The sequence below is a fragment of the Psychroserpens sp. BH13MA-6 genome, assembly GCF_052983595.1.
The window spans coordinates 640021-659193 of the sequence record NZ_JBRJGE010000001.1 but is presented as its reverse complement, the minus strand read 5'-3'; the positions used below and the strand labels follow the sequence as shown (position 1 = coordinate 659193).

16 protein-coding genes are annotated in these 19173 nt (G+C 36.8%); 9 read left to right on the top strand and 7 right to left on the bottom strand.

Annotation, left to right across the window (positions count from 1 at the left end):
- The first annotated feature begins 1 nt into the window (after window position 1).
- A complete protein-coding gene (locus ACU8DI_RS02885) occupies window positions 2-769 on the top strand; it encodes an XRE family transcriptional regulator (RefSeq protein WP_447111230.1) in 768 nt (255 codons plus the stop codon).
- Between the two features lie 52 nt (window positions 770-821).
- On the opposite strand, the gene ACU8DI_RS02880 is transcribed toward ACU8DI_RS02885, so the two are convergent.
- The 7 genes from ACU8DI_RS02880 to ACU8DI_RS02850 form a co-directional block, all read right to left on the bottom strand.
- Window positions 822-1115 carry a F0F1 ATP synthase subunit epsilon gene (locus ACU8DI_RS02880; RefSeq protein ID WP_447111229.1) on the bottom strand — a complete coding sequence of 98 codons (294 nt, stop codon included), beginning with the start codon at window positions 1113-1115 and terminating at the stop codon, window positions 822-824.
- A 17-nt stretch (window positions 1116-1132) separates the two neighbouring features.
- Window positions 1133-2641 (bottom strand): F0F1 ATP synthase subunit beta, encoded by a 1509-nt coding sequence (gene atpD, locus ACU8DI_RS02875; protein ID WP_447111228.1) that lies wholly within the window; start codon window positions 2639-2641, stop codon window positions 1133-1135.
- Window positions 2642-2818: 177 nt separating this feature from the next.
- Window positions 2819-4450 (bottom strand): G-D-S-L family lipolytic protein, encoded by a 1632-nt coding sequence (locus ACU8DI_RS02870; protein ID WP_447111227.1) that lies wholly within the window; start codon window positions 4448-4450, stop codon window positions 2819-2821.
- Window positions 4451-4461: 11 nt separating this feature from the next.
- On the bottom strand, window positions 4462-7248 hold the full coding sequence (locus ACU8DI_RS02865) for a TonB-dependent receptor (protein ID WP_447111226.1): 2787 nt from the start codon (window positions 7246-7248) through the stop codon (window positions 4462-4464).
- A 196-nt stretch (window positions 7249-7444) separates the two neighbouring features.
- Complete coding sequence (glmS, locus tag ACU8DI_RS02860) at window positions 7445-9292, bottom strand: glutamine--fructose-6-phosphate transaminase (isomerizing) (protein ID WP_447111225.1); 1848 nt, start codon at window positions 9290-9292, stop codon at window positions 7445-7447.
- A 5-nt stretch (window positions 9293-9297) separates the two neighbouring features.
- Window positions 9298-10944 carry a DUF4270 domain-containing protein gene (locus ACU8DI_RS02855; protein WP_447111224.1) on the bottom strand — a complete coding sequence of 549 codons (1647 nt, stop codon included), beginning with the start codon at window positions 10942-10944 and terminating at the stop codon, window positions 9298-9300.
- Window positions 10945-10955: 11 nt separating this feature from the next.
- Entirely contained in the window at window positions 10956-11765 is an 810-nt protein-coding gene (locus tag ACU8DI_RS02850; RefSeq protein WP_447111223.1) for a glycogen/starch synthase, read from the bottom strand.
- A 109-nt stretch (window positions 11766-11874) separates the two neighbouring features.
- On the opposite strand from ACU8DI_RS02850, the gene panC reads away from it, so the two are divergent.
- The 8 genes from panC (at window position 11875) to ACU8DI_RS02810 (ending at window position 19133) form a co-directional block, all read left to right on the top strand.
- Window positions 11875-12726 (top strand): pantoate--beta-alanine ligase, encoded by an 852-nt coding sequence (panC, locus tag ACU8DI_RS02845; protein ID WP_447111222.1) that lies wholly within the window; start codon window positions 11875-11877, stop codon window positions 12724-12726.
- A 13-nt stretch (window positions 12727-12739) separates the two neighbouring features.
- Complete coding sequence (gene panD / locus ACU8DI_RS02840; RefSeq protein ID WP_447111221.1) at window positions 12740-13090, top strand: aspartate 1-decarboxylase; 351 nt, start codon at window positions 12740-12742, stop codon at window positions 13088-13090.
- Window positions 13091-13094: 4 nt separating this feature from the next.
- The gene (locus ACU8DI_RS02835; protein ID WP_447111220.1) at window positions 13095-14051 is read left to right on the top strand and encodes a lysylphosphatidylglycerol synthase transmembrane domain-containing protein; all 957 of its coding nucleotides are present in this window, start codon (window positions 13095-13097) and stop codon (window positions 14049-14051) included.
- Between the two features lie 34 nt (window positions 14052-14085).
- Window positions 14086-15231: an alpha/beta hydrolase gene (locus tag ACU8DI_RS02830; RefSeq protein WP_447111219.1), complete on the top strand. Its 1146-nt coding sequence runs from the start codon at window positions 14086-14088 to the stop codon at window positions 15229-15231.
- Window positions 15232-15312: 81 nt separating this feature from the next.
- Entirely contained in the window at window positions 15313-16491 is a 1179-nt protein-coding gene (locus ACU8DI_RS02825) for an alpha/beta hydrolase-fold protein (RefSeq protein ID WP_447111218.1), read from the top strand.
- Between the two features lie 196 nt (window positions 16492-16687).
- Window positions 16688-18046, top strand: a complete 1359-nt coding sequence (radA, locus tag ACU8DI_RS02820) for a DNA repair protein RadA (protein WP_447111217.1) — start codon at window positions 16688-16690, stop codon at window positions 18044-18046.
- Window positions 18047-18056: 10 nt separating this feature from the next.
- Window positions 18057-18524: a hypothetical protein gene (locus ACU8DI_RS02815; protein WP_447111216.1), complete on the top strand. Its 468-nt coding sequence runs from the start codon at window positions 18057-18059 to the stop codon at window positions 18522-18524.
- Window positions 18525-18533: 9 nt separating this feature from the next.
- Window positions 18534-19133 (top strand): hypothetical protein, encoded by a 600-nt coding sequence (locus ACU8DI_RS02810; RefSeq protein WP_447111215.1) that lies wholly within the window; start codon window positions 18534-18536, stop codon window positions 19131-19133.
- The last annotated feature ends 40 nt before the right edge of the window (window positions 19134-19173 follow it).

Genomic DNA, 19173 nt, shown 5'->3' with positions numbered 1-19173 from the left:
TATGAAGAACATACAAGCCAACATTAGGCATTTACGGTCGTTGAAGGGATTATCTCAAGAGCGTTTCGCTGACGAACTAGGTTGGTCTAGATCGATGGTTGGGTCTTATGAAGAAGGTCGTTCTGAGCCACCAATAGAACGGCTTATAGAATTGTCTGAGTATCTTAATATCCCTATAGATATCTTGGTTAAAAACGATTTAAGACGTGCCAAGGACACTTCTTTTATACAAATAGGGAATAAGCGTGTTTTATTTCCAATTACCGTGAATGATGACAATGAAGACTTGATTGAGATCATTCCAGCAAAGGCGTCTGCTGGGTATTTATCAGGATATGACGATCCAGAATATATAGAGCAACTTCAAAAGATAAAGCTTCCTTTTTTACCTACAGGTACCCATCGAGCGTTTCCAATCAAGGGAGATTCTATGTTGCCAGTAAAAGATGGTGCCTTTGTCGTTGCTAAATTTGTGGAGTCTATGGATGATGTAAAAGGAGGTCGAACCTATATAGTTTTGACCAAAGATGATGGATTGGTTTACAAGCGTATTTATCTGCCAGAAGGTGATGATTTTAATTTATTGTTGAGTTCAGACAATACATCATACCAGCCTTATTTGGTTCCCAAAGACCAAGTTTTAGAGCTTTGGGAGTTCACCTGTTGTATCAATACACAAGAGTATGATGAAAAAGAATTGAAGATGAGTAATATTATGGCAATGTTTCAAGACTTAAGAGTAGAATTGGAGGCCATAAAGAAATTATAGCATAAAAAACGCCAAACATTGTTTGGCGTTTTTTTATTAGATGTTAACTGTTTTAGTCGGCTAAAACAATCACTTTATTATCTTTCATTTCAACGGTTCCAGAATTAATCTTAACCGTAAGGATTTTGTCGTCATCAGCTTGAGGGACTACTGTTGCATGTAATTCATCAAATACTAAATGCGTTTGAGAATGTGTATGAATTTTAACTGTTCCAGCGGTTAATAAGGATACAATAGGAGCGTGATTATTCAACATTTGAAATTCTCCATTGGCACCTGGCACAACAACTGAGTCTACGTCACTACTAAATAAGGTAGCTTCTGGTGATACAATTTCTAGATACATGTTTCAGTAATTTTGGATTACGCTTCTGCAAGCATTTTTTCTCCAGCCTCGATAGCTTCTTCAATAGTTCCTTTAAGGTTAAACGCAGCTTCAGGTAAGTGATCTAATTCACCATCCATAATCATGTTAAATCCTTTAATCGTTTCTTTGATATCAACCAATACTCCTGGGATACCTGTAAACTGTTCTGCTACGTGGAATGGTTGTGATAAGAAACGTTGTACACGTCTAGCTCTACCAACAGCCATTTTATCTTCTTCAGATAATTCTTCCATACCTAAGATGGCGATAATATCTTGTAATTCTTTATAGCGTTGTAATAACTCCTTTACACGTTGTGCACAGTTATAGTGATCTGCACCTAAGATTTCAGCTGTTAAAATTCTCGATGTAGAATCTAATGGATCTACTGCAGGATAAATACCTAACTCAGCGATCTTACGAGATAATACTGTCGTTGCATCTAAGTGGGCAAAGGTTGTTGCAGGAGCAGGATCGGTTAAATCATCCGCAGGTACGTAAACCGCTTGTACAGATGTAATAGATCCTTTTTTAGTTGAAGTAATACGTTCTTGCATCGCACCCATTTCCGTTGCTAAAGTTGGTTGGTAACCTACCGCAGAAGGCATACGACCTAACAATGCAGATACCTCAGATCCAGCTTGTGTAAATCGGAAGATGTTATCTACGAAGAACAATACATCTTTCCCTTGACCATCACCAGCACCATCACGGAAATATTCAGCAATCGTTAATCCTGAAAGTGCCACACGTGCACGTGCTCCAGGAGGCTCATTCATTTGTCCGAAAACAAACGTAGCTTTTGATTCTTTCATTGCCGCTTTATCTACTTTGGATAAATCCCATCCACCTTCTTCCATAGAGTGCATGAAGTCATCACCATACTTGATAATTCCGGATTCTAACATTTCACGAAGTAAGTCATTACCCTCACGAGTACGTTCTCCAACACCAGCAAATACAGAAAGTCCACCGTGTCCTTTTGCAATGTTGTTAATCAGCTCTTGGATTAATACGGTTTTACCTACACCAGCTCCACCAAATAAACCAATCTTTCCACCTTTAGCATAAGGCTCAATAAGATCGATGACTTTAATACCTGTAAAAAGGACTTCAGTAGACGTTGATAAGTCTTCAAATTTTGGTGCTTGTCTGTGAATTGGTAAACCACTGTCACCAGCTTTCGGCAAATCACCAATACCATCAATTGCGTCTCCAATAACATTGAATAGACGTCCATAGATATCACCACCAATTGGCATTTGAATAGGTGCTCCAGTTGCAACAGCTTCTGTTCCTCTACTTAAACCATCGGAAGAATCCATAGCGATTGTACGAACCGTATCCTCACCAATGTGGGATTGAACTTCAAGTACCAAGATGGAACCATCAGCTTTTTTAATTTCTAAAGAATCATAGATTTTTGGAAGTTCAGCACCTGCTCCGAATTCAACATCGATAACTGGACCTACTATTTGTGCAACTTTACCTGTAACTTTTGACATTACTTATGTGTTTAATGTTTAGATATTTTGATCGCAAAAACATTCGTTTTTCGCGCTGCAAAGATATATTTTTTAATTTAATTCTAAAGCAAATTTTATGGCTTTTTTGTGTATAAAAAAACACCGACATTCAAGAGCTATGAATGTCGGTGTTTGTCATGTTTATTTATTCGTTACTTACTGTAACGTAGGTGAATAATTGGTTGGGTAATTACCAACATTAACGAAATTTCCTGAGGCTTCAAAATTAGAACCATAGGTTACATCAATGGCTCTCATGAATTCATTTGCAATAAGTGCATACCCTCTGGAATTAGGGTGAACGCCATCCAATGAAAACGCACCTCCTGTAACTAAGTTTGCAGTTAATGTGAATTCGCCACTGGTAATACCACCATTTGCTAATTGTGTTAATAACGCATTGGCATCAACAAATGCTAAACCAGCTGAGCTCGCACTAGCAGATATTGTTGCATTAAAGCCTGCTGTTGCTGTTGCCACTTCCGCCTGTTCTGTAGGTAAAAGCACCCATTTATCTTCTAAAGGTAAGGACACACCTTCCACAGCAAATTGTGCGGCTAAAGCAGGTGATAAGCCTTGTGATTCAAGAAATCCTGCAAATACCTCATTGACTTCTCCGATAGTTGATGCACTTGGCAATACTAATAAATCATCGGCAGTTGCTTGTCTCGCTTGTCCGTAAACTATTCCAAATAAATTCGCTACGATTGGTGCAGCTGCTGCAGGCAAACCAAACGATTGTACAAAGGCTGGAAATGTTGGACTCGCATTGAGTACACCTGTGATTTGAGCTGAAAGGTTTGGCAGGCTTTCATCAGAAATTACTACGGCACTTGCCTCAGTTTCTGAAAATACAATAGAACGTTCAGGAACGCCTAAAAAGGCAAACACCTGATTTAATTGTCCAAACACACCATTAAGCGTCGGAATTTGAGGCCCAAAATCTTCATTTGTTGGGTCTAAAGGATTATGAGGTACTGTTGTAAAGTAAGGTATGGTCGTAACGTCAGGAATGTTAGCAACTACACCTTGTGCACCTTGCGACGTTAAGGTGCTAATCAACGTTGAATACGCAAAATCAAATGTTGCTTGGTCTGTTAATGCTCCAGAGGCACCACCAGAAGTCGCATATCCTAAAACATCATTATTACCAATCCATAATGAGAAAAACGTTGGAGATTGTGCCATAGCCAACTCCAATATGGACGCATCCGTATTGCCAGTTATTCTGACGGCATAAGGATTAGCTGCAGTTGGGAAATTAGCTAAATTTCCGTAGCCTGGAGCCAGTAAGTGAAAACTTGCTGCACCAGGAACACCTAAATTGTTAAATGGTCCTGTAGGATTATTCAACGCAAAATCTGTAGTCGGTAAAATAGGCCCTACGACATCTGCTAAATTTACAGGTCCTGCTCCTCCAAACACTAATCTTGGTTTAAATAAAGTATCCATAGTCACAGGATTTACAACAACGTTACCGCCTAATATGAGTCCGCCTATATTATCGTTGGTTAAGGGTTGTGTAAAACTTCCACCACCGACTAAGGCAAATTTTTCTGAAAGTATTTTAGGAAATGAATTTTCTTGACTTGCAATAAATAAGGCATTGTCTGTAAATCCAGCTGTCAATGAATTTCCTAAGGAAACATAATTTGAAAAGTCAGCAGAACCAGCAGTCAATTCAGGAAGGACTACTGCTTCTTCAGTCATATCAAAATCTTCCTCATCGTTACATGCTGTGAAACCTATAAGGATTGCAGAGAGTACTATATATTTTATCGTTTTCATTATGATATTTTTTATAAGTTATTAATTGTCCAAGATGCGTAGTACATTGATCCAATGAATCCAGTACCGAAAGCTGTAAAGTATTCTTTTCCAGTTAGGTTTGTAGCACCTACTTTGAAAGACGATTTTAAACTTGGTATTCTGTAGTTAAGCTGGGCATCTAAGACATGGAATTCTGGCACCACTCCATTTCCGAAAGTTGCTTCCCAGAAATAATCATCACTAAATCTGTAAGCTACATTGAATCCGAAGTTTTTAAACAAATCGGTATTACCGAAAGAGGCTTTGAATTTATGCTCAGGTGTATTGAAGTTAGTCATGAAATCAGGATTAGCTTCTTGATCAAAATCTTGCTTGGTAAAGGTATAACTACCACCTAAGTCGAAGTCTTTAAAAATCTTGGTTGATAATCCAATAGATGCACCATAAGAACTGATGTCAACGTTGGAGTTGGTATAACCACTATAGGCTTGAAAATCGCCATTAGAAATTGCAGCCACAGATAAGGAGCCATCACCTACTGTTCCGTAGAAAGGCGCAATTACAACCTCTTGAGAGATAAAGTCTTTATACTGGTTATAGTAGGTACTAAAATCAATCACGATGTTGTTGAATTTACCACGATATCCAATTTCAAAGGATGTTACTTGTTCTGGCTTCACCAAATCAGGATTGGCAACTTCTAAAACCGCTGGGTTACCAGTTGCAGATAAGGCTTCTACAGAACTTAATGTATAAGAGTTGTTGTAAGCAGCAGCACCAGTTTGCGTAATCGTTGCTGGTTGCCCTAGAGCTTGTCCACCACCACTAACAGAAAAGTTTCTTACATAACGATCTAAATTGTCAGGCGCAGAACCAACGAGGATAGCACGACCAGCATCTAATCCGATAAATAAATCTTGAGTTGTTGGGTTTCTGAAACCTGTTTGAACAGACGCTCTTATGTTATGATTCTCATTAACTGTTAATCCAGCTGATAATCTTGGCGAGAAAAACCCGTCAAAGAACTCTGATTTATCATAACGAACAGAACCTGTTAATTTCAAATCCATCATTTCGTTCAAATTAAAATCTTTTTGGATCTGAGTATACACACCAAATTCTGAGTAATTGATAGGACCATCACGATCTGTATAAATCGTTCCTCCAGAGTTTAAGCTATATCTTCTGTAAGATCCACCTACTTGGATGTCGGCAAAATCGGTTAAATGACTGAAGTTATAATTACCATCGGCATGGTAATATTTAGAGGCGTCTTGAAACTTTGATCCACGTGATAAATCTGGATTTGATATACTGTTTTCAAATGCTTGTTGAAATTCTGGACTTCCTGGTTCAAATCGACCAGTTTCCGCTTGAGCTCTTGCTAAAGCATGCGCTTGTTCGTTTGTAGCACCTGATAAAGTTGCCTGGACATAAGTTCCAGTATATTCACCAAACCACGTATTATCATCTTTCCATGCTCTGTTGATATTAATACCAGTGAACACCATATCGTAAGAATCTCCAGCTTTGTCAGCTACCACATATCCTCTTAAGAAGAAGTTGTCATTTCTTACTTCTAATTTATGTTGTTCTTGGAAAAACCCATTAATATTGTATCTGTTAGTACCTTGATAAATAGTGGATCCTGTACCAGCTTTACCAACATATGACAATTCTAAACTATTGTCTTCAATTGGGCGATAGAAAAGTCCCCAATCCGCTTTAATACTTTCAGCATTATAATTGGTAAGTGTGCGCTCATTATAACCTGTTCTACTTACTTGAACGGAAGGAACCAATGCATTAGCACCAGCAGGCAAGATGCCTAATCCTTCTAAAGTTACAGCAACGTCCTTGATATCTGTTGAAACCTCATCGCCATATACATTGATACCATTATAATTTAAGTTGGTTTGTCTGGTCCCACCAGGCATATCACTATCAACTTCACTAGTCGCAGCCCAGTCGGTACCTTTTAAATAACCGAAGTTGATTTTAGCTGCAAATTTATCACTGAATTTATAGGCTGCACGAAACCCTAAATCTGTATATGGATTGTCGCCAGCTGCTTCTTGAGAAGTAATACCGCGTTTTATGTAGCCACTAATACCTTGGTGATCAAATGGATTTTTACTTCGCATGAACAAGATACCATTAAATGCGTTGGCACCATATAAGGCCGAAGATGCTCCAGGCAAAAGCTCAACGCTCAGTACATCCGTTTCGGTCATCCCAACAAGGTTTCCAATCGGGAAGTTTAAAGCTGGTGTGGAATTATCCATTCCATCTACCAATTGCATAAACCTCGTATTCGCAAAAGTTGCAAAACCTCTTGTGTTAATAGATTTAAAAGTTAAACTGTTGGTATTGACATCAACACCTTTAAGATCTTCCAAACCACCATAAAAATCTGCAGATGCCGTATTTTTGATTTCTTTTAATCCGAATCGTTCTACGGTTACTGGTGATTCAAAAATTCGTTCTGGAGTTCTTGAAGCTGAAATAACTACTTCGTCTAGAGAAGTTCCTTCAACCATTGTGATATCAATTGTTTGAGGATTCGTCGTCACTTCTTTTGTCACTGTTTCAAAACCAACACTACTTACTTGAATAGAAAAGGGAGGGTTTTGATTGACCAACAATGTGTAGTTTCCGTCGAAATCTGAAATTGTACCTGTCGTAGTTCCAACCACTATGATGTTAGCTCCAGGAAGCGGAACACCATTATTGTCTGTAACTTTACCTTTTACTGTTGTTTGCGAAAAAGTTATCGCACAACAAAACAGCATCATAATCTTGAATATTGTCTTCATTTTAGGGAATTAGTTAAATTTAGTAAAGCAATATAAATAATTAAATGATAATGAAATGAAAAAAAGCAGAAAAATTATGCACGCATAATAGTTTTTTAACAAAAAAAACAGGCTTAAATTTGGTATAATTCAAAAAAAAGCGCTGAAAATAAGATATTTATATTTTCAGCGCTTTTTTAAAATATGATGATTTATGTTATTCTACGGTAACTGCCTTAGCCAAATTTCTTGGTTGATCCACATTTTTACCGAGCATCAAGGCGATGTGATACGACAACAGTTGTAATGGAATCGTGGTTAACAAAGGTGTTAATGATTCTATGGTTTCAGGCACTTCGATAATATGATCAGCTAGTTCTTTTACTTGCTTGTCTCCTTCAGTGACGATACCTATAATTTTACCTTTGCGAGATTTAATTTCCTGAATATTACTCACAACTTTTTCATAATGACCTTTTTTAGTTGCAATGACCACAATAGGCATGTTCTCATCGATAAGTGCTATGGGTCCATGTTTCATTTCAGCTGCTGGATATCCTTCGGCATGGATATAAGATATTTCCTTTAGTTTTAAGGCCCCTTCCAAAGCTACAGGGAAATTGTAACCTCTTCCTAAATATAAAAAGTTGTGAACGTCTTTGTAGATTGCCGCAACCGTTTTTACATAATCATCAGATTCTAATGCTTTTTTAACTTTTTCTGGAATCAATTCCAACTCAATCAAATTATGTCTATAATCTGAGCTAGATATGGTGCCTTTCGCACGAGCTAATCGCAGGGCAATTAATGTGAGAACTGTGATTTGCGTTGTAAATGCTTTTGTTGATGCAACACCTATTTCTGGTCCAGCATGTGTATATGCTCCAGCATGCGTTTCTCTCGCGATAGATGATCCAACGACATTGCAAACACCAAAAACAAAAGCGCCTTTAGATTTTGCTAATTTAATAGCGGCAAGTGTGTCTGCGGTTTCTCCCGACTGAGAAATAGCTATAACCACATCATTTTCTGTAATGATTGGATTTCTATATCTGAATTCTGAGGCATATTCAACTTCTACCGGAATTCTAGCTAAGTCTTCAAAAATATATTCTGCTACCAACCCAGCATGCCATGATGTACCACATGCTACGATGATAATTCTATGAGCATTCAGGAATTTTTTCATGTTATCCTCAACACCTGCCATTTTTATAATCGCTTTATCCGTCAATAAACGTCCGCGAAAAGTATCAAGAATAGCATTGGGCTGCTCATAAATTTCTTTGAGCATAAAATGATCATAACCACCTTTTTCGATTTGTTCAAGATTTAATTGCAACTCTTGCACATAAGGTGCCACTAAAGAATCATCCTTAATTTTTCTTATTTTGACATTTTTATTGCGTCTTACAATCGCCATTTCCTCATCTTCGAGATAAATAGCATTTTTGGTATATTCTATAAATGGTGAAGCATCACTGGCAATGAAGAATTCATCGTCGCCTATACCTATGGCCAATGGGCTACCTAGTCTTGCGACGACAATTTCATTGGGTTTGTTTTTATCAAAAACAGCAATAGCATAAGCGCCAATGACTTGGTTCAATGCAATTTGAACGGCTTTTCCAAGTTTAATATTTTCATTCTTTTTAACATCCTCAATAAGATTGATTAAAACTTCTGTATCGGTATCCGATTTAAAAGTGTAACCTCTTTTGATTAACTCTTTTTTTAAGGATTCATAATTTTCAATGATACCATTATGGATGATGACTAAGTCTCCGGAGTTTGAATAGTGCGGATGGGAATTAACATCATTAGGGACACCGTGAGTAGCCCATCTGGTATGACCAATACCCAAGGTTCCTTTTGTAGATATTTCACTTTCAATCTTGGCTTCTAAATCTGCAACTTTACCCTTTGTTTTCGAAAGCTTGATATCAGTCCCGTCGTACAATGCAATACCTGCACTATCATATCCGCGATATTCAAGTCTTTTCAATCCCTTTAAAATTATTGGGTAAGCATCTCTATGTCCAATATAGCCTACGATTCCACACATGTGATCTAGTTGTTTGGTTCAGTATATATTATCTCCAAATATAATTTTTTTTCTTCGTTGGAAGTGTTGTTTCCGTACAAAACTGTTCCTCGAGGTGTCACGATAGAACTTACGGGTACCTTTTCCTCGGTGTTGTCTCCAGTCAAAACATCAAATTGAAGCGTGCTAGCTTCTAAATTGACATTTCCGGAAACAGACAGTCCAAGCTTTACATTTGTAGAATCTCTTAGTAGTAAGTTGTTGATATGTTCCGTGATTCTAATTTTATACTTGACGCCATTCCCAGTCGATTCGCCATTTTCTCTCTGTAAACGACCTAAATGGTTGGATCTTGAAATGATAGGAAAAGCCGTGTTGGAATTATCCAAGAAAAAATCAGATAAAGGTGTGTGGTTTTCAGCATCATAAAGAAAGACTCGCTCAGGTTCATGCGCTTCACCCACGGCATCTTGATCTACATAAAACACAAGGTTAGCCTCATTAATGATTCTCTTACTGCTGGTAAAACGTCCATTGGCATCAGTTTCAACGAATTCATTCTTGAAGGATTCAAACATATTGTTCGTCGTATTGTCTTCATCAATATCTTCGCCATCGAACAATTTTATTTCAGCAACCGACCCTTGTCCACCTTTAAGAAATAGGTTAGCATCACCATTTGTCTCATCACCTTGATTTATGGTAAAATCGTTAGAAATAAAATTCACACGGTTTTGTGTAAAGTTTAAGACGTAGGTTGAATTCACGCGTTCACCATCTTCGGTAGCACTATCTTTGGAATAGTATAGTGTGATATTTGCAGCCGAAGCGCCAAAATTTAAGAGTGATAAGTTTCCTTGGCTACCTGTAGGTTCTGCCTTGAAATAAATACCTCTCAAATAATTTTTGAAATTATTTTGGTTACTTAATTCAGGTTGGCCTTCCATAAGGATTATCTTGTTATACCAATACCCAGGACTTAAATTAAGTCTTAGGGCTGGTGCTAATCTTGTAGTCACAACCTCTTCTTCATCCCATAATGGAATTTGCAAGGGACTAGGAACAAAATTGTCTAAATCAATGGTTGGACTTGTGCCATTTAGTTCAATACCTTCTAATTGGTTTGAATTAATGTTGTCAACACCAGTCGTCATATTGGCATAATACAATTGTGGATCACCTAAATTGGCATTTTCTTCCGGGTTAAAATCCCTCAAATAGTAATTACTCTCAAAAATGGACAATTTTATGGGATCGCTTCCGTAGACAGAATCTAAGTCAAAAGAAGCAACGCCTTCTTCATCAACCTCTGTAAGCGTACTAAAGTAAGGTACTGTTAATACCACAGAATCAAGTACGACACCTGTTCCGAAGTCTGGGTCTAATAGATTTGGTTCCACTTGAGTTACGATACTGGCTGTTGTATTACCGTAAATAGGATCATTGTATACGCCTAACATGTTAACTGGCAAGTTGTTGGTTTGCACAGGACTTAATGGCTTGGTGTAGGCAATGACTTCAAAATCTTCAGCAATAGTGTTAAAATGAGTGGCATTTTCATTATTGATAATATCGGAATCGATATCAGCAAAATCTTTATCACAAGCAATGAAACTAGAAATTAGCAGTGCTAACATTGCTAAGTTTCTTAGGGCAATTTTTCTTTTCTTCATATATGTATTTCCTAATCTAAAACTTTAGTCTTGTAAAATTCAGTGTATTGATCGGCAAAGTCTTCTAACGGATAATAGTCTAATACTGGTTTATCTGCTGCAGAAAGATAGTCCTCAAGTTCCTTTGGTAATTCATCAGATCCTTTAATCAAGGCATCCGAATGATCTATAGCTACCTTCATTAAGTTGCTATAGGTTGGCTCTTTTAAAGACTTAATTTTACTTTCATCCACATTGTCAAATTTGACTTTGTCAATCATGTTTTTATCTAACGTACCATCAAAGCTTTGATTGTATACTGAGGTCACAATTTTACTTTCTGTGAATAATGGCTCGTTTTTATAAAATTCCTTTAAGTATAAAGGCAATAAGGAAGCCAGCCATCCATTAACATGGATAATGTCTGGAGACCAGTTGAGTTTTTTAACAGTTTCTATCACGCCCTTGGCAAAAAATATAGCACGTTCGTCGTTGTCTGGAAACAACTTCCCATCTTCATCTGTTAATGTTGCTTTTCTTTTGAAGTACTCTTCATTATCGATAAAATATACTTGAATTCTTTCTTTCGGAATAGAGGCTACCTTAATGATAAGTGGCATATCCAAATCGTTGATGACCAAGTTGATTCCAGATAATCGAATGACCTCATGAAGCTGGTGTCTTCTTTCATTAATATTTCCATAACGAGGCATAAATATTCGTATTTGTCCACCTTGTTTATTTACCATCTTTGGAGCTTCAAATGACATTGAAGAAATCTCAGTTTCCGGTAAATAAGGTACCACCTCAGATGACACATACAATATTCTCTTATCTTTCATAAATCTATCGTTTTTGGAATTAAAAATAAAAAACATGCAAAATTACAAAATTTTATGCAGATTGCCAGTAAAATATTAAGTTTGCACGCTGTTAAACTTTTGTTAGCGTATGAAGATTTTTAAAAACAAAGCAGATCTTCGCACCTATTTGGATGCGGTAAAGTCTGATAAAAAATCACTTGGTTTTGTGCCTACTATGGGTGCTTTACATCAAGGTCATGCGTCATTGATTGAGAAGGGTTTAGAGCATAATGATGTGGTGGTCGTGAGTGTATTTGTAAATCCGACACAGTTTGATAATCGCGAGGATTTAATTAAATATCCTAGAACACTTGAGGATGATGTTCAGTTACTGAAAAAAATCTCCAAGGATCAGATTGTGGTATTTGCACCGACTGTTGCTGATATTTATGGCGATAATGTGACATCCGAATCCTTTTCCTACGATGGTTTAGAGCACGAAATGGAAGGTAAATTTAGAGATGGTCATTTTGATGGTGTTGGAACGATTATAAAGCGTCTTTTTAATATTGTGAAGCCTGATCGCGCTTATTTTGGTGAGAAGGATTTTCAACAATTAATGATTATCAAGAAATTAGTCGAGAAACTAGATTTGCCTGTACAAGTCATCGGTTGTAAAATTCACAGAGATGAAGATGGTTTAGCAATGAGTTCTCGAAACACCAGATTGAAACCAGAGTATAGGTTAGCAGCCCCTTTTATCTACAAAACTTTAGTAACGGCCAAGGAAAAATTTGGCACAATAAGTGCTAATAAAGTTACGGAATGGGTAGAACAACAATTTGAAAAACACGATTTATTGGAATTGGAGTATTTTATAATTGCAAATTCGGAAACCCTAAAAACCGTTAAACGAAAATCGAAATACAATTCATACAGAGCGTTTATAGCTGTATATGCAGACGATATCAGACTTATTGATAATATCGCTCTAAATTAATTATCTTTGCCTCATGCAAATTCAAGTAGTAAAATCTAAGATTCACCGTGTAAAAGTAACTGGAGCAGACCTTAATTATATAGGCAGTATTACCATTGATGAAGACCTCATGGAAGCGGCCAATATTATTCAAGGAGAAAAAGTCCAAATTGTTAATAACGATAATGGTGAACGTTTGGAAACCTATTGTATTCCTGGACCACGAAACAGTGGAGAGATCACTCTTAATGGAGCGGCTGCAAGAAAAGTAGCCGTAGGAGATACGCTGATACTTATTACGTATGCATTCATGGATATCGAAGAAGCCAAAAACTTCAAGCCTTCTTTAGTTTTTCCTGATGAAGCCACTAATTTGTTAAAATAAATAGTTGAAAAAAAAAACAAGTCATATCCTAAGAATAGCATTGCCTTTATTGTTAGGAGTGGCGCTGGTATGGTATTCATTGTCTAAAATTTCTATCAAGGAGCTTTTAGGCTATTTTAAAAATGCCAATTATGCCTATATATGTTTAGGACTTTTTTTCGGACTGTTGAGCCATTTATCACGTGCGTATCGCTGGAAATACATGATTGAACCTATGGGCTATACCTTGAGATTGGGTAATAGTATCATGGCCGTATTTACAGCCTATTTAGTCAATTACACAATTCCGAGGGCTGGAGAAATATCAAGAGCAACGGTTCTAACCAACTACGAAGGTGTTCCTTTCGAAAAAGGGTTTGGAACCATTGTCGCTGAACGTATCGCCGACATGATTGTTATGATGGGCATCATCCTCATTACTTTATTTTTGGAATTTGACTATATCTATAATTTCTTCATTGAAAGATTTGATCCTTTCAAAATTGCTATGGGTGTTGTTGGGCTCGTGGTATTAGGAGGCCTGTTTTTGTGGTTTATAAGACAAAGCCAAAGTACATTTGCTTCTAAATTGCGTTCGTTTGCTACAGGTCTGATTGAGGGTGCCTCCGCCATATTTAAAATGAAATATAAATGGGCATTTATAGGTCATACCTTATTTATTTGGAGTATGTATATTCTGATGTTTTATGTCACGACATTCGCTTTAACTGAAACTTCAAATATTCCGTTTGCCGCCATCTTAATTGCTTTTATTTCTGCTAGTTTTAGCATTGCCGCTACAAATGGTGGGATAGGCTCGTTTCCCGAAGCAATTGTGATCGTATTTGTGACTATTTTTGGTTTGCCTGAGGATCCAAGTAGAGCATTTGGATGGATCATGTGGTCCTCTCAGACTTTTATGATTATTGTTTTGGGTGGATTATCCTTATTTTACTTGCCGATATATAATAAAATTAAATAATTTTTTACCTTGCTCTTATTAAATTCAAGCCATCATGAATAAAAGTATCTGCATTTTACTCTTTGGGATTTTTTGTCAAATAGCAACATCTCAGGTTAGTTATGAAACTATTGAATCTTCAAAGTTGGGAACTTCAAGGGATGTTAAGATTCAACTTCCTAGAGGTTATGATCCTGAAGGGGATATACTTTATCCTTTGATAATTGTTTTAGATGGTGATTATTTATTTGAGCCTATGATTGGTATTGCTGATTACCATTCTTATTGGGGAGATATGCCTCGATCTATCATTGTGGGCGTTAATCAAGCAGAAACTAGAAGTTCAGATTTGTCCTATAGTGATGAGACAAAATTCCCATCGGATGAAGGAGGCGCTCAGTTTTTTGAATTCGTGGGCATGGAACTCATTCCTTATATCAATGAACGCTACCTCGCGTCAGAATTCAGAATCGTAGTTGGACATGATTTAAGTGCCAACTTTTTAAACTATTGGTTGTTTAAAGACAAGCCATTGTTTAGAGGTTATGTTGCTTTTAGTCCGGACTTATCACCTGAAATGGTCGTGAGATTGCAAGAGCGATTATCAACAACCTTAGAAGATACCTTTTATTATTTGGCAACAGCAGATGGCGATGTGAATCGATTGAGGGAAGAAACACTCGCTTTTAACACGGCACTGAGCGCCATAGATAATTCTAAAGTACACTACAGATTTGATGATTTTACCGATGCAGATCATTATTCATTAGTCGGACTAGGAATTCCTAAAGCAATCAATGAAATTTTTGGTCTTTATAAACCTATTAGTAGAAAAGAGTATCAGGAAAAACTGCTTACCTATGAAGGGAGTCCGTATGAGTATCTCATAAAAAAGTATGAAGATATAGAGTTTTTCTACGGTTTTGAAAAGAAGGTAGTTGAGAATGATTTACGAGCCGTTTTAGCCGCAGCTAAGAAAAAGAACGATATAGAAGCAGCTAAGGATTTATCAAAATTAGCGAGAAAGGAATATTCAGAATCTATGATTAGTGCTTATTATTCTGGTCAATACTATGAAATGGAAGGCAATTATAAAAAAGCACTTCAGCATTACCAATCAGGTTTGCTTTTGGAAGAATCTGAATTTATATCTAAAGATATGCTACTAGATAAAATCTACGAAATTCAGGACCAGAAATAAAATTTTGTGCATTTCATCGAATAAATTGGCGTTTTAACTTATTTTAGGTATATTTACAGTCCCCAATTTAACCTACTTAAGATGAAAAACGCCCTACGTTTTGTATGCTTCTTGTGCTTTTGTGCGCAATTATCTGCACAAGTTATTTATGAGAAGTTTGAATCCCGAAAACTTAATTCCACGAGAGAATTAAAAATTAAACTACCCGAAAATTACAATCCTGATTCAGAATTAAAGCATCCTGTCATTATTGTCTTTGATGGCGAATACCTATTCGAACCTGTTAAAGGACTGGTAAATTATCAAACGCATTTTGATGAAATGCCAGAGTCTATCATTGTTGGTATTATTCAAGGTAAAGAACGTTTTTACGACAGTTATTTTGATGAGGTCTCTGGCCTTCCATTTGAATCGGGTGACCGCTTCTATAAATTTGTTTCTCAAGAATTAATTCCATATTTGGATGCCAATTATAATACGAGCAAGTTCAAGGTCGCGGTAGGTCATAACTTGATGGGTAACTTTATCAATGCCTTTTTGTTTCACGAAACTCCTTTGTTTCAAGCTTATATCAATCTGAGTCCTGATTTTAAAGGGACGATGAGCCAAAATGTAGTTACCAGATTAGAATGGCTCGAAGATGACATCTTCTATTACATGGCAACTTCAGATAAAGATATCAATGCGATAAATAGTACGGTTACAAAAACGAATCAGCAATTGAAATCTATCAATAATCAGCATTTAACCTATTATTTCGATGAGCTTAAGGGCGACACACATTACCAATTAGTAACTGGTGCCTTATCTAAAGCTTTGGATCGTATTTTTGAACTTTACAAGCCTCTAGATGAAAAAGAACTCAAGGAAAAGGTGCTCCCTTATGTTGGCACACTCGATGATTTTATTGTAGATCGCTACAAACGTATCGATGATTTGTTTGGAATTTTTAAGCCCATTTCAGAAGAGGAATTACAACAATTAATAGTAGTAGCTGAAGAACGTAAGGATCTGGAGTCGGTTTATAAAATAGGGAAATTAGCCAATAAACTGAATCCTAATTCATCGTTTGGAACCTACTACATGGCTTTACATGCCGAAAAACTAGGTAAGACTAAAAAAGCACTAAAACTTTATGAATCGGCACTGACTTTGGAAGACATGGCGCATATTGATAGAGATTTTATCATGTCACATTTAGAAGATTTAAAAGTGGTTGAAGACGATACAGAAATAGATGAAGATGATGAAGAAAACTAAACTCAGTATTTACTCTACCGATTATTTCTTTGAGTGGTTGTACCTTAAGGTGAAACGCTTTTTGTCTACAAATTCCTCCCGTCTTGTGGTTGTTAAAACCTTGGCAATTCTCGGTTGGTTTAAAGATATCAATTAAAAAAATCTTAATTTAGCTGAAAATTAAATTCTAGACTTTCCGTTGATTCGGGCATTGAATATGGCTAAAGTAAAAACAGCTTTTTTTTGTCAAAATTGTGGAACCCAATATGCCAAGTGGCAAGGGCAATGTACGTCATGTAAAGCATGGAACACCATAACAGAAGAAGTCATTGCAACACCCGAAAAGAGTGATTGGAAACCATCTTCAAATACGACCAAGCGTGTTTCAAAACCCCTGAGAATTAATGAGATTGATGCCTCAAAGGAAGCGCGACTAAATACACGCGACGAAGAATTTAATCGTGTTTTAGGTGGTGGATTAGTACCTGGTTCCTTAACACTTTTAGGTGGTGAACCTGGTATCGGGAAAAGCACATTACTCCTGCAAATATCCTTGCTATTGCCTTACAAAACCTTGTATGTTTCAGGAGAAGAAAGTCAGAAACAAATAAAGATGCGTGCCGAACGTATCAATCCTAGTTCCAATAATTGTTATATCTTAACAGAGACTAAGACCCAAAATATTTTTAAGCAAATTAGTGAGCTTGAACCTGATATTGTGGTCATAGATTCCATTCAAACACTTCATAGCGATTATATAGAATCTTCCGCCGGAAGTATTTCTCAAATAAAAGAATGTACTACTGAGCTTATTAAGTTTGCTAAAGAGACAGCCACACCAGTGATACTTATTGGTCATATTACAAAAGATGGAACGATCGCTGGACCTAAAATTCTAGAGCATATGGTAGATACTGTTTTACAATTCGAAGGCGACCGAAATCATGTATTTAGGATTTTAAGAGCGAACAAAAATCGCTTTGGTTCTACCAACGAATTAGGGATATATGAAATGCAAGGATCTGGTTTGAGGGAAGTTTCTAACCCTTCGGAAATTTTGATTTCTCAAAAGGATGAAGAGTTATCTGGTCATGCGGTGGCAGCAACATTGGAAGGGATGCGTCCACTGATGATTGAAGTACAAGCTTTAGTAAGTACGGCCGTTTATGGAACACCACAGCGCAGTGCTACTGGTTTTAATGCCAAGCGTCTCAATATGATACTTGCCGTTCTTGAAAAACGCGCTGGATTTCGATTAGGCGCAAAAGATGTGTTTTTAAATATTACTGGAGGTATTACCGTAGATGATCCTGCTATCGATTTAGCAGTGGTAGCAGCCATACTTTCTTCCAATGAAGATGAAGCCATCCAAAGGGATTTTTGCTTTGCTGCTGAAGTGGGTTTGTCTGGTGAAATTCGACCAGTACAACGTGTAGAGCAACGTATTTTAGAAGCTGAAAAATTAGGGTTTTCAACGATTTTTGTATCTAAGTATAATAAAATAAGTCTAAAGAATACCGCTATCAAAATTCAATTAATCTCGAAGATTGAGGATGTCGTAGCCGCCATTGTGTAACTAGAAAATTATGAAAAAAAACAGTGTAATAATTATAGGGTTGGTGCTTTTATTGCTATCCTGTGGGAATAAAGTTGCCTCTGATGCTGATGTCATCAAGACCATCGATTCATACCGATCTAAGGTTGATAATGATCAATCTTTGACCAAGGAAACAACTGAAGGAGCACTTACCGATGAAGAAGGTTATGAAGATATTGGTCGCTTTGAATATTCAGTATTTTTCAATCAAAATCCAAGAGCGCTCTATAAAATTACTAATAAAGAGATAACAGATCAAACCATAAGTGAGTCCTATTATTTTCAGGACCACAATTTGGTGTTTATAGAGAAGACAAACTCTGGCAGCGCTCCTCAAAAAATGTATACAAAAGGCGATAAAAACGTGTTATCATCTTCAGAAATAAATGATGATGACATCGAGGTATTACTAAAAAAAGCCCGACGCTTTAAGAATGCTTTTTACAGAAGTGAATAAAAATAACTTATGAGAAAACAGCTTCTAAGCCTATTATTCCTATTCCATGCGTTGAGTTATGCGCAAATTCAAGAAGCCACCATTCATTTTAACGACGGGACTTCGGTATTTGGTTATGGCGAGATAAAAGATGACTGGAAAATTAAATTTCGGGTGTCTAAAGATGTAGAACCAGATATTTGGACGGATACGATGGTTTCAGGGATTACATTTCACGGATTTGAAATGGATGTGGAATATCGGTATATGTATGAAAAAGAGGATCAGAGATATCCTTTACTTTTAGAAGTATTGACGGAAGGCGAAGTCACCCTTTATGCCGATGTCAACAGTTCAAACATGATATTAGTGGCTGGATTCACAAGAGATTCATTTTCTCTATCGGGTTATCAACTTCCTGAGACTACTAAATTGTATGTCAACAGACGATCAGAGTTTGTAATCTATAGTTTGCAAGGTGGATTCAAAAGAAAAGTGAGAACCTATTTTGCCGATTGCCCTCAGTTATTAGAAAAAGTGAATAATAACGAATTTGGGCGACCTCAAATTATTGAACTCGTCAATTACTACAATGATTATTGTACAGACTGGCAAGAATCTAAAAACTAGCCAATCTACTACCACATTTTTATCAAAATTCCTTAATTTC

Bases quoted from the DNA above. Each gene is read 5' to 3' on its own strand.
- ACU8DI_RS02830 (WP_447111219.1), top strand. From the start codon at position 14,086: ATGAATAAAAGTATCTGCATTTTACTCTTTGGGATTTTTTGTCAAATA.
- panD (WP_447111221.1), top strand. From the start codon at position 12,740: ATGCAAATTCAAGTAGTAAAATCTAAGATTCACCGTGTAAAAGTAACT.
- ACU8DI_RS02825 (WP_447111218.1), top strand. From the start codon at position 15,313: ATGAAAAACGCCCTACGTTTTGTATGCTTCTTGTGCTTTTGTGCGCAA.
- radA (WP_447111217.1), top strand. From the start codon at position 16,688: ATGGCTAAAGTAAAAACAGCTTTTTTTTGTCAAAATTGTGGAACCCAA.
- atpD (WP_447111228.1), bottom strand. From the start codon at position 2,641: ATGTCAAAAGTTACAGGTAAAGTTGCACAAATAGTAGGTCCAGTTATC.
- glmS (WP_447111225.1), bottom strand. From the start codon at position 9,292: ATGTGTGGAATCGTAGGCTATATTGGACATAGAGATGCTTACCCAATA.
- ACU8DI_RS02815 (WP_447111216.1), top strand. From the start codon at position 18,057: ATGAAAAAAAACAGTGTAATAATTATAGGGTTGGTGCTTTTATTGCTA.
- ACU8DI_RS02885 (WP_447111230.1), top strand. From the start codon at position 2: ATGAAGAACATACAAGCCAACATTAGGCATTTACGGTCGTTGAAGGGA.
- ACU8DI_RS02865 (WP_447111226.1), bottom strand. From the start codon at position 7,248: ATGAAGACAATATTCAAGATTATGATGCTGTTTTGTTGTGCGATAACT.
- panC (WP_447111222.1), top strand. From the start codon at position 11,875: ATGAAGATTTTTAAAAACAAAGCAGATCTTCGCACCTATTTGGATGCG.
- ACU8DI_RS02880 (WP_447111229.1), bottom strand. From the start codon at position 1,115: ATGTATCTAGAAATTGTATCACCAGAAGCTACCTTATTTAGTAGTGAC.
- ACU8DI_RS02870 (WP_447111227.1), bottom strand. From the start codon at position 4,450: ATGAAAACGATAAAATATATAGTACTCTCTGCAATCCTTATAGGTTTC.
- ACU8DI_RS02850 (WP_447111223.1), bottom strand. From the start codon at position 11,765: ATGAAAGATAAGAGAATATTGTATGTGTCATCTGAGGTGGTACCTTAT.
- ACU8DI_RS02855 (WP_447111224.1), bottom strand. From the start codon at position 10,944: ATGAAGAAAAGAAAAATTGCCCTAAGAAACTTAGCAATGTTAGCACTG.
- ACU8DI_RS02810 (WP_447111215.1), top strand. From the start codon at position 18,534: ATGAGAAAACAGCTTCTAAGCCTATTATTCCTATTCCATGCGTTGAGT.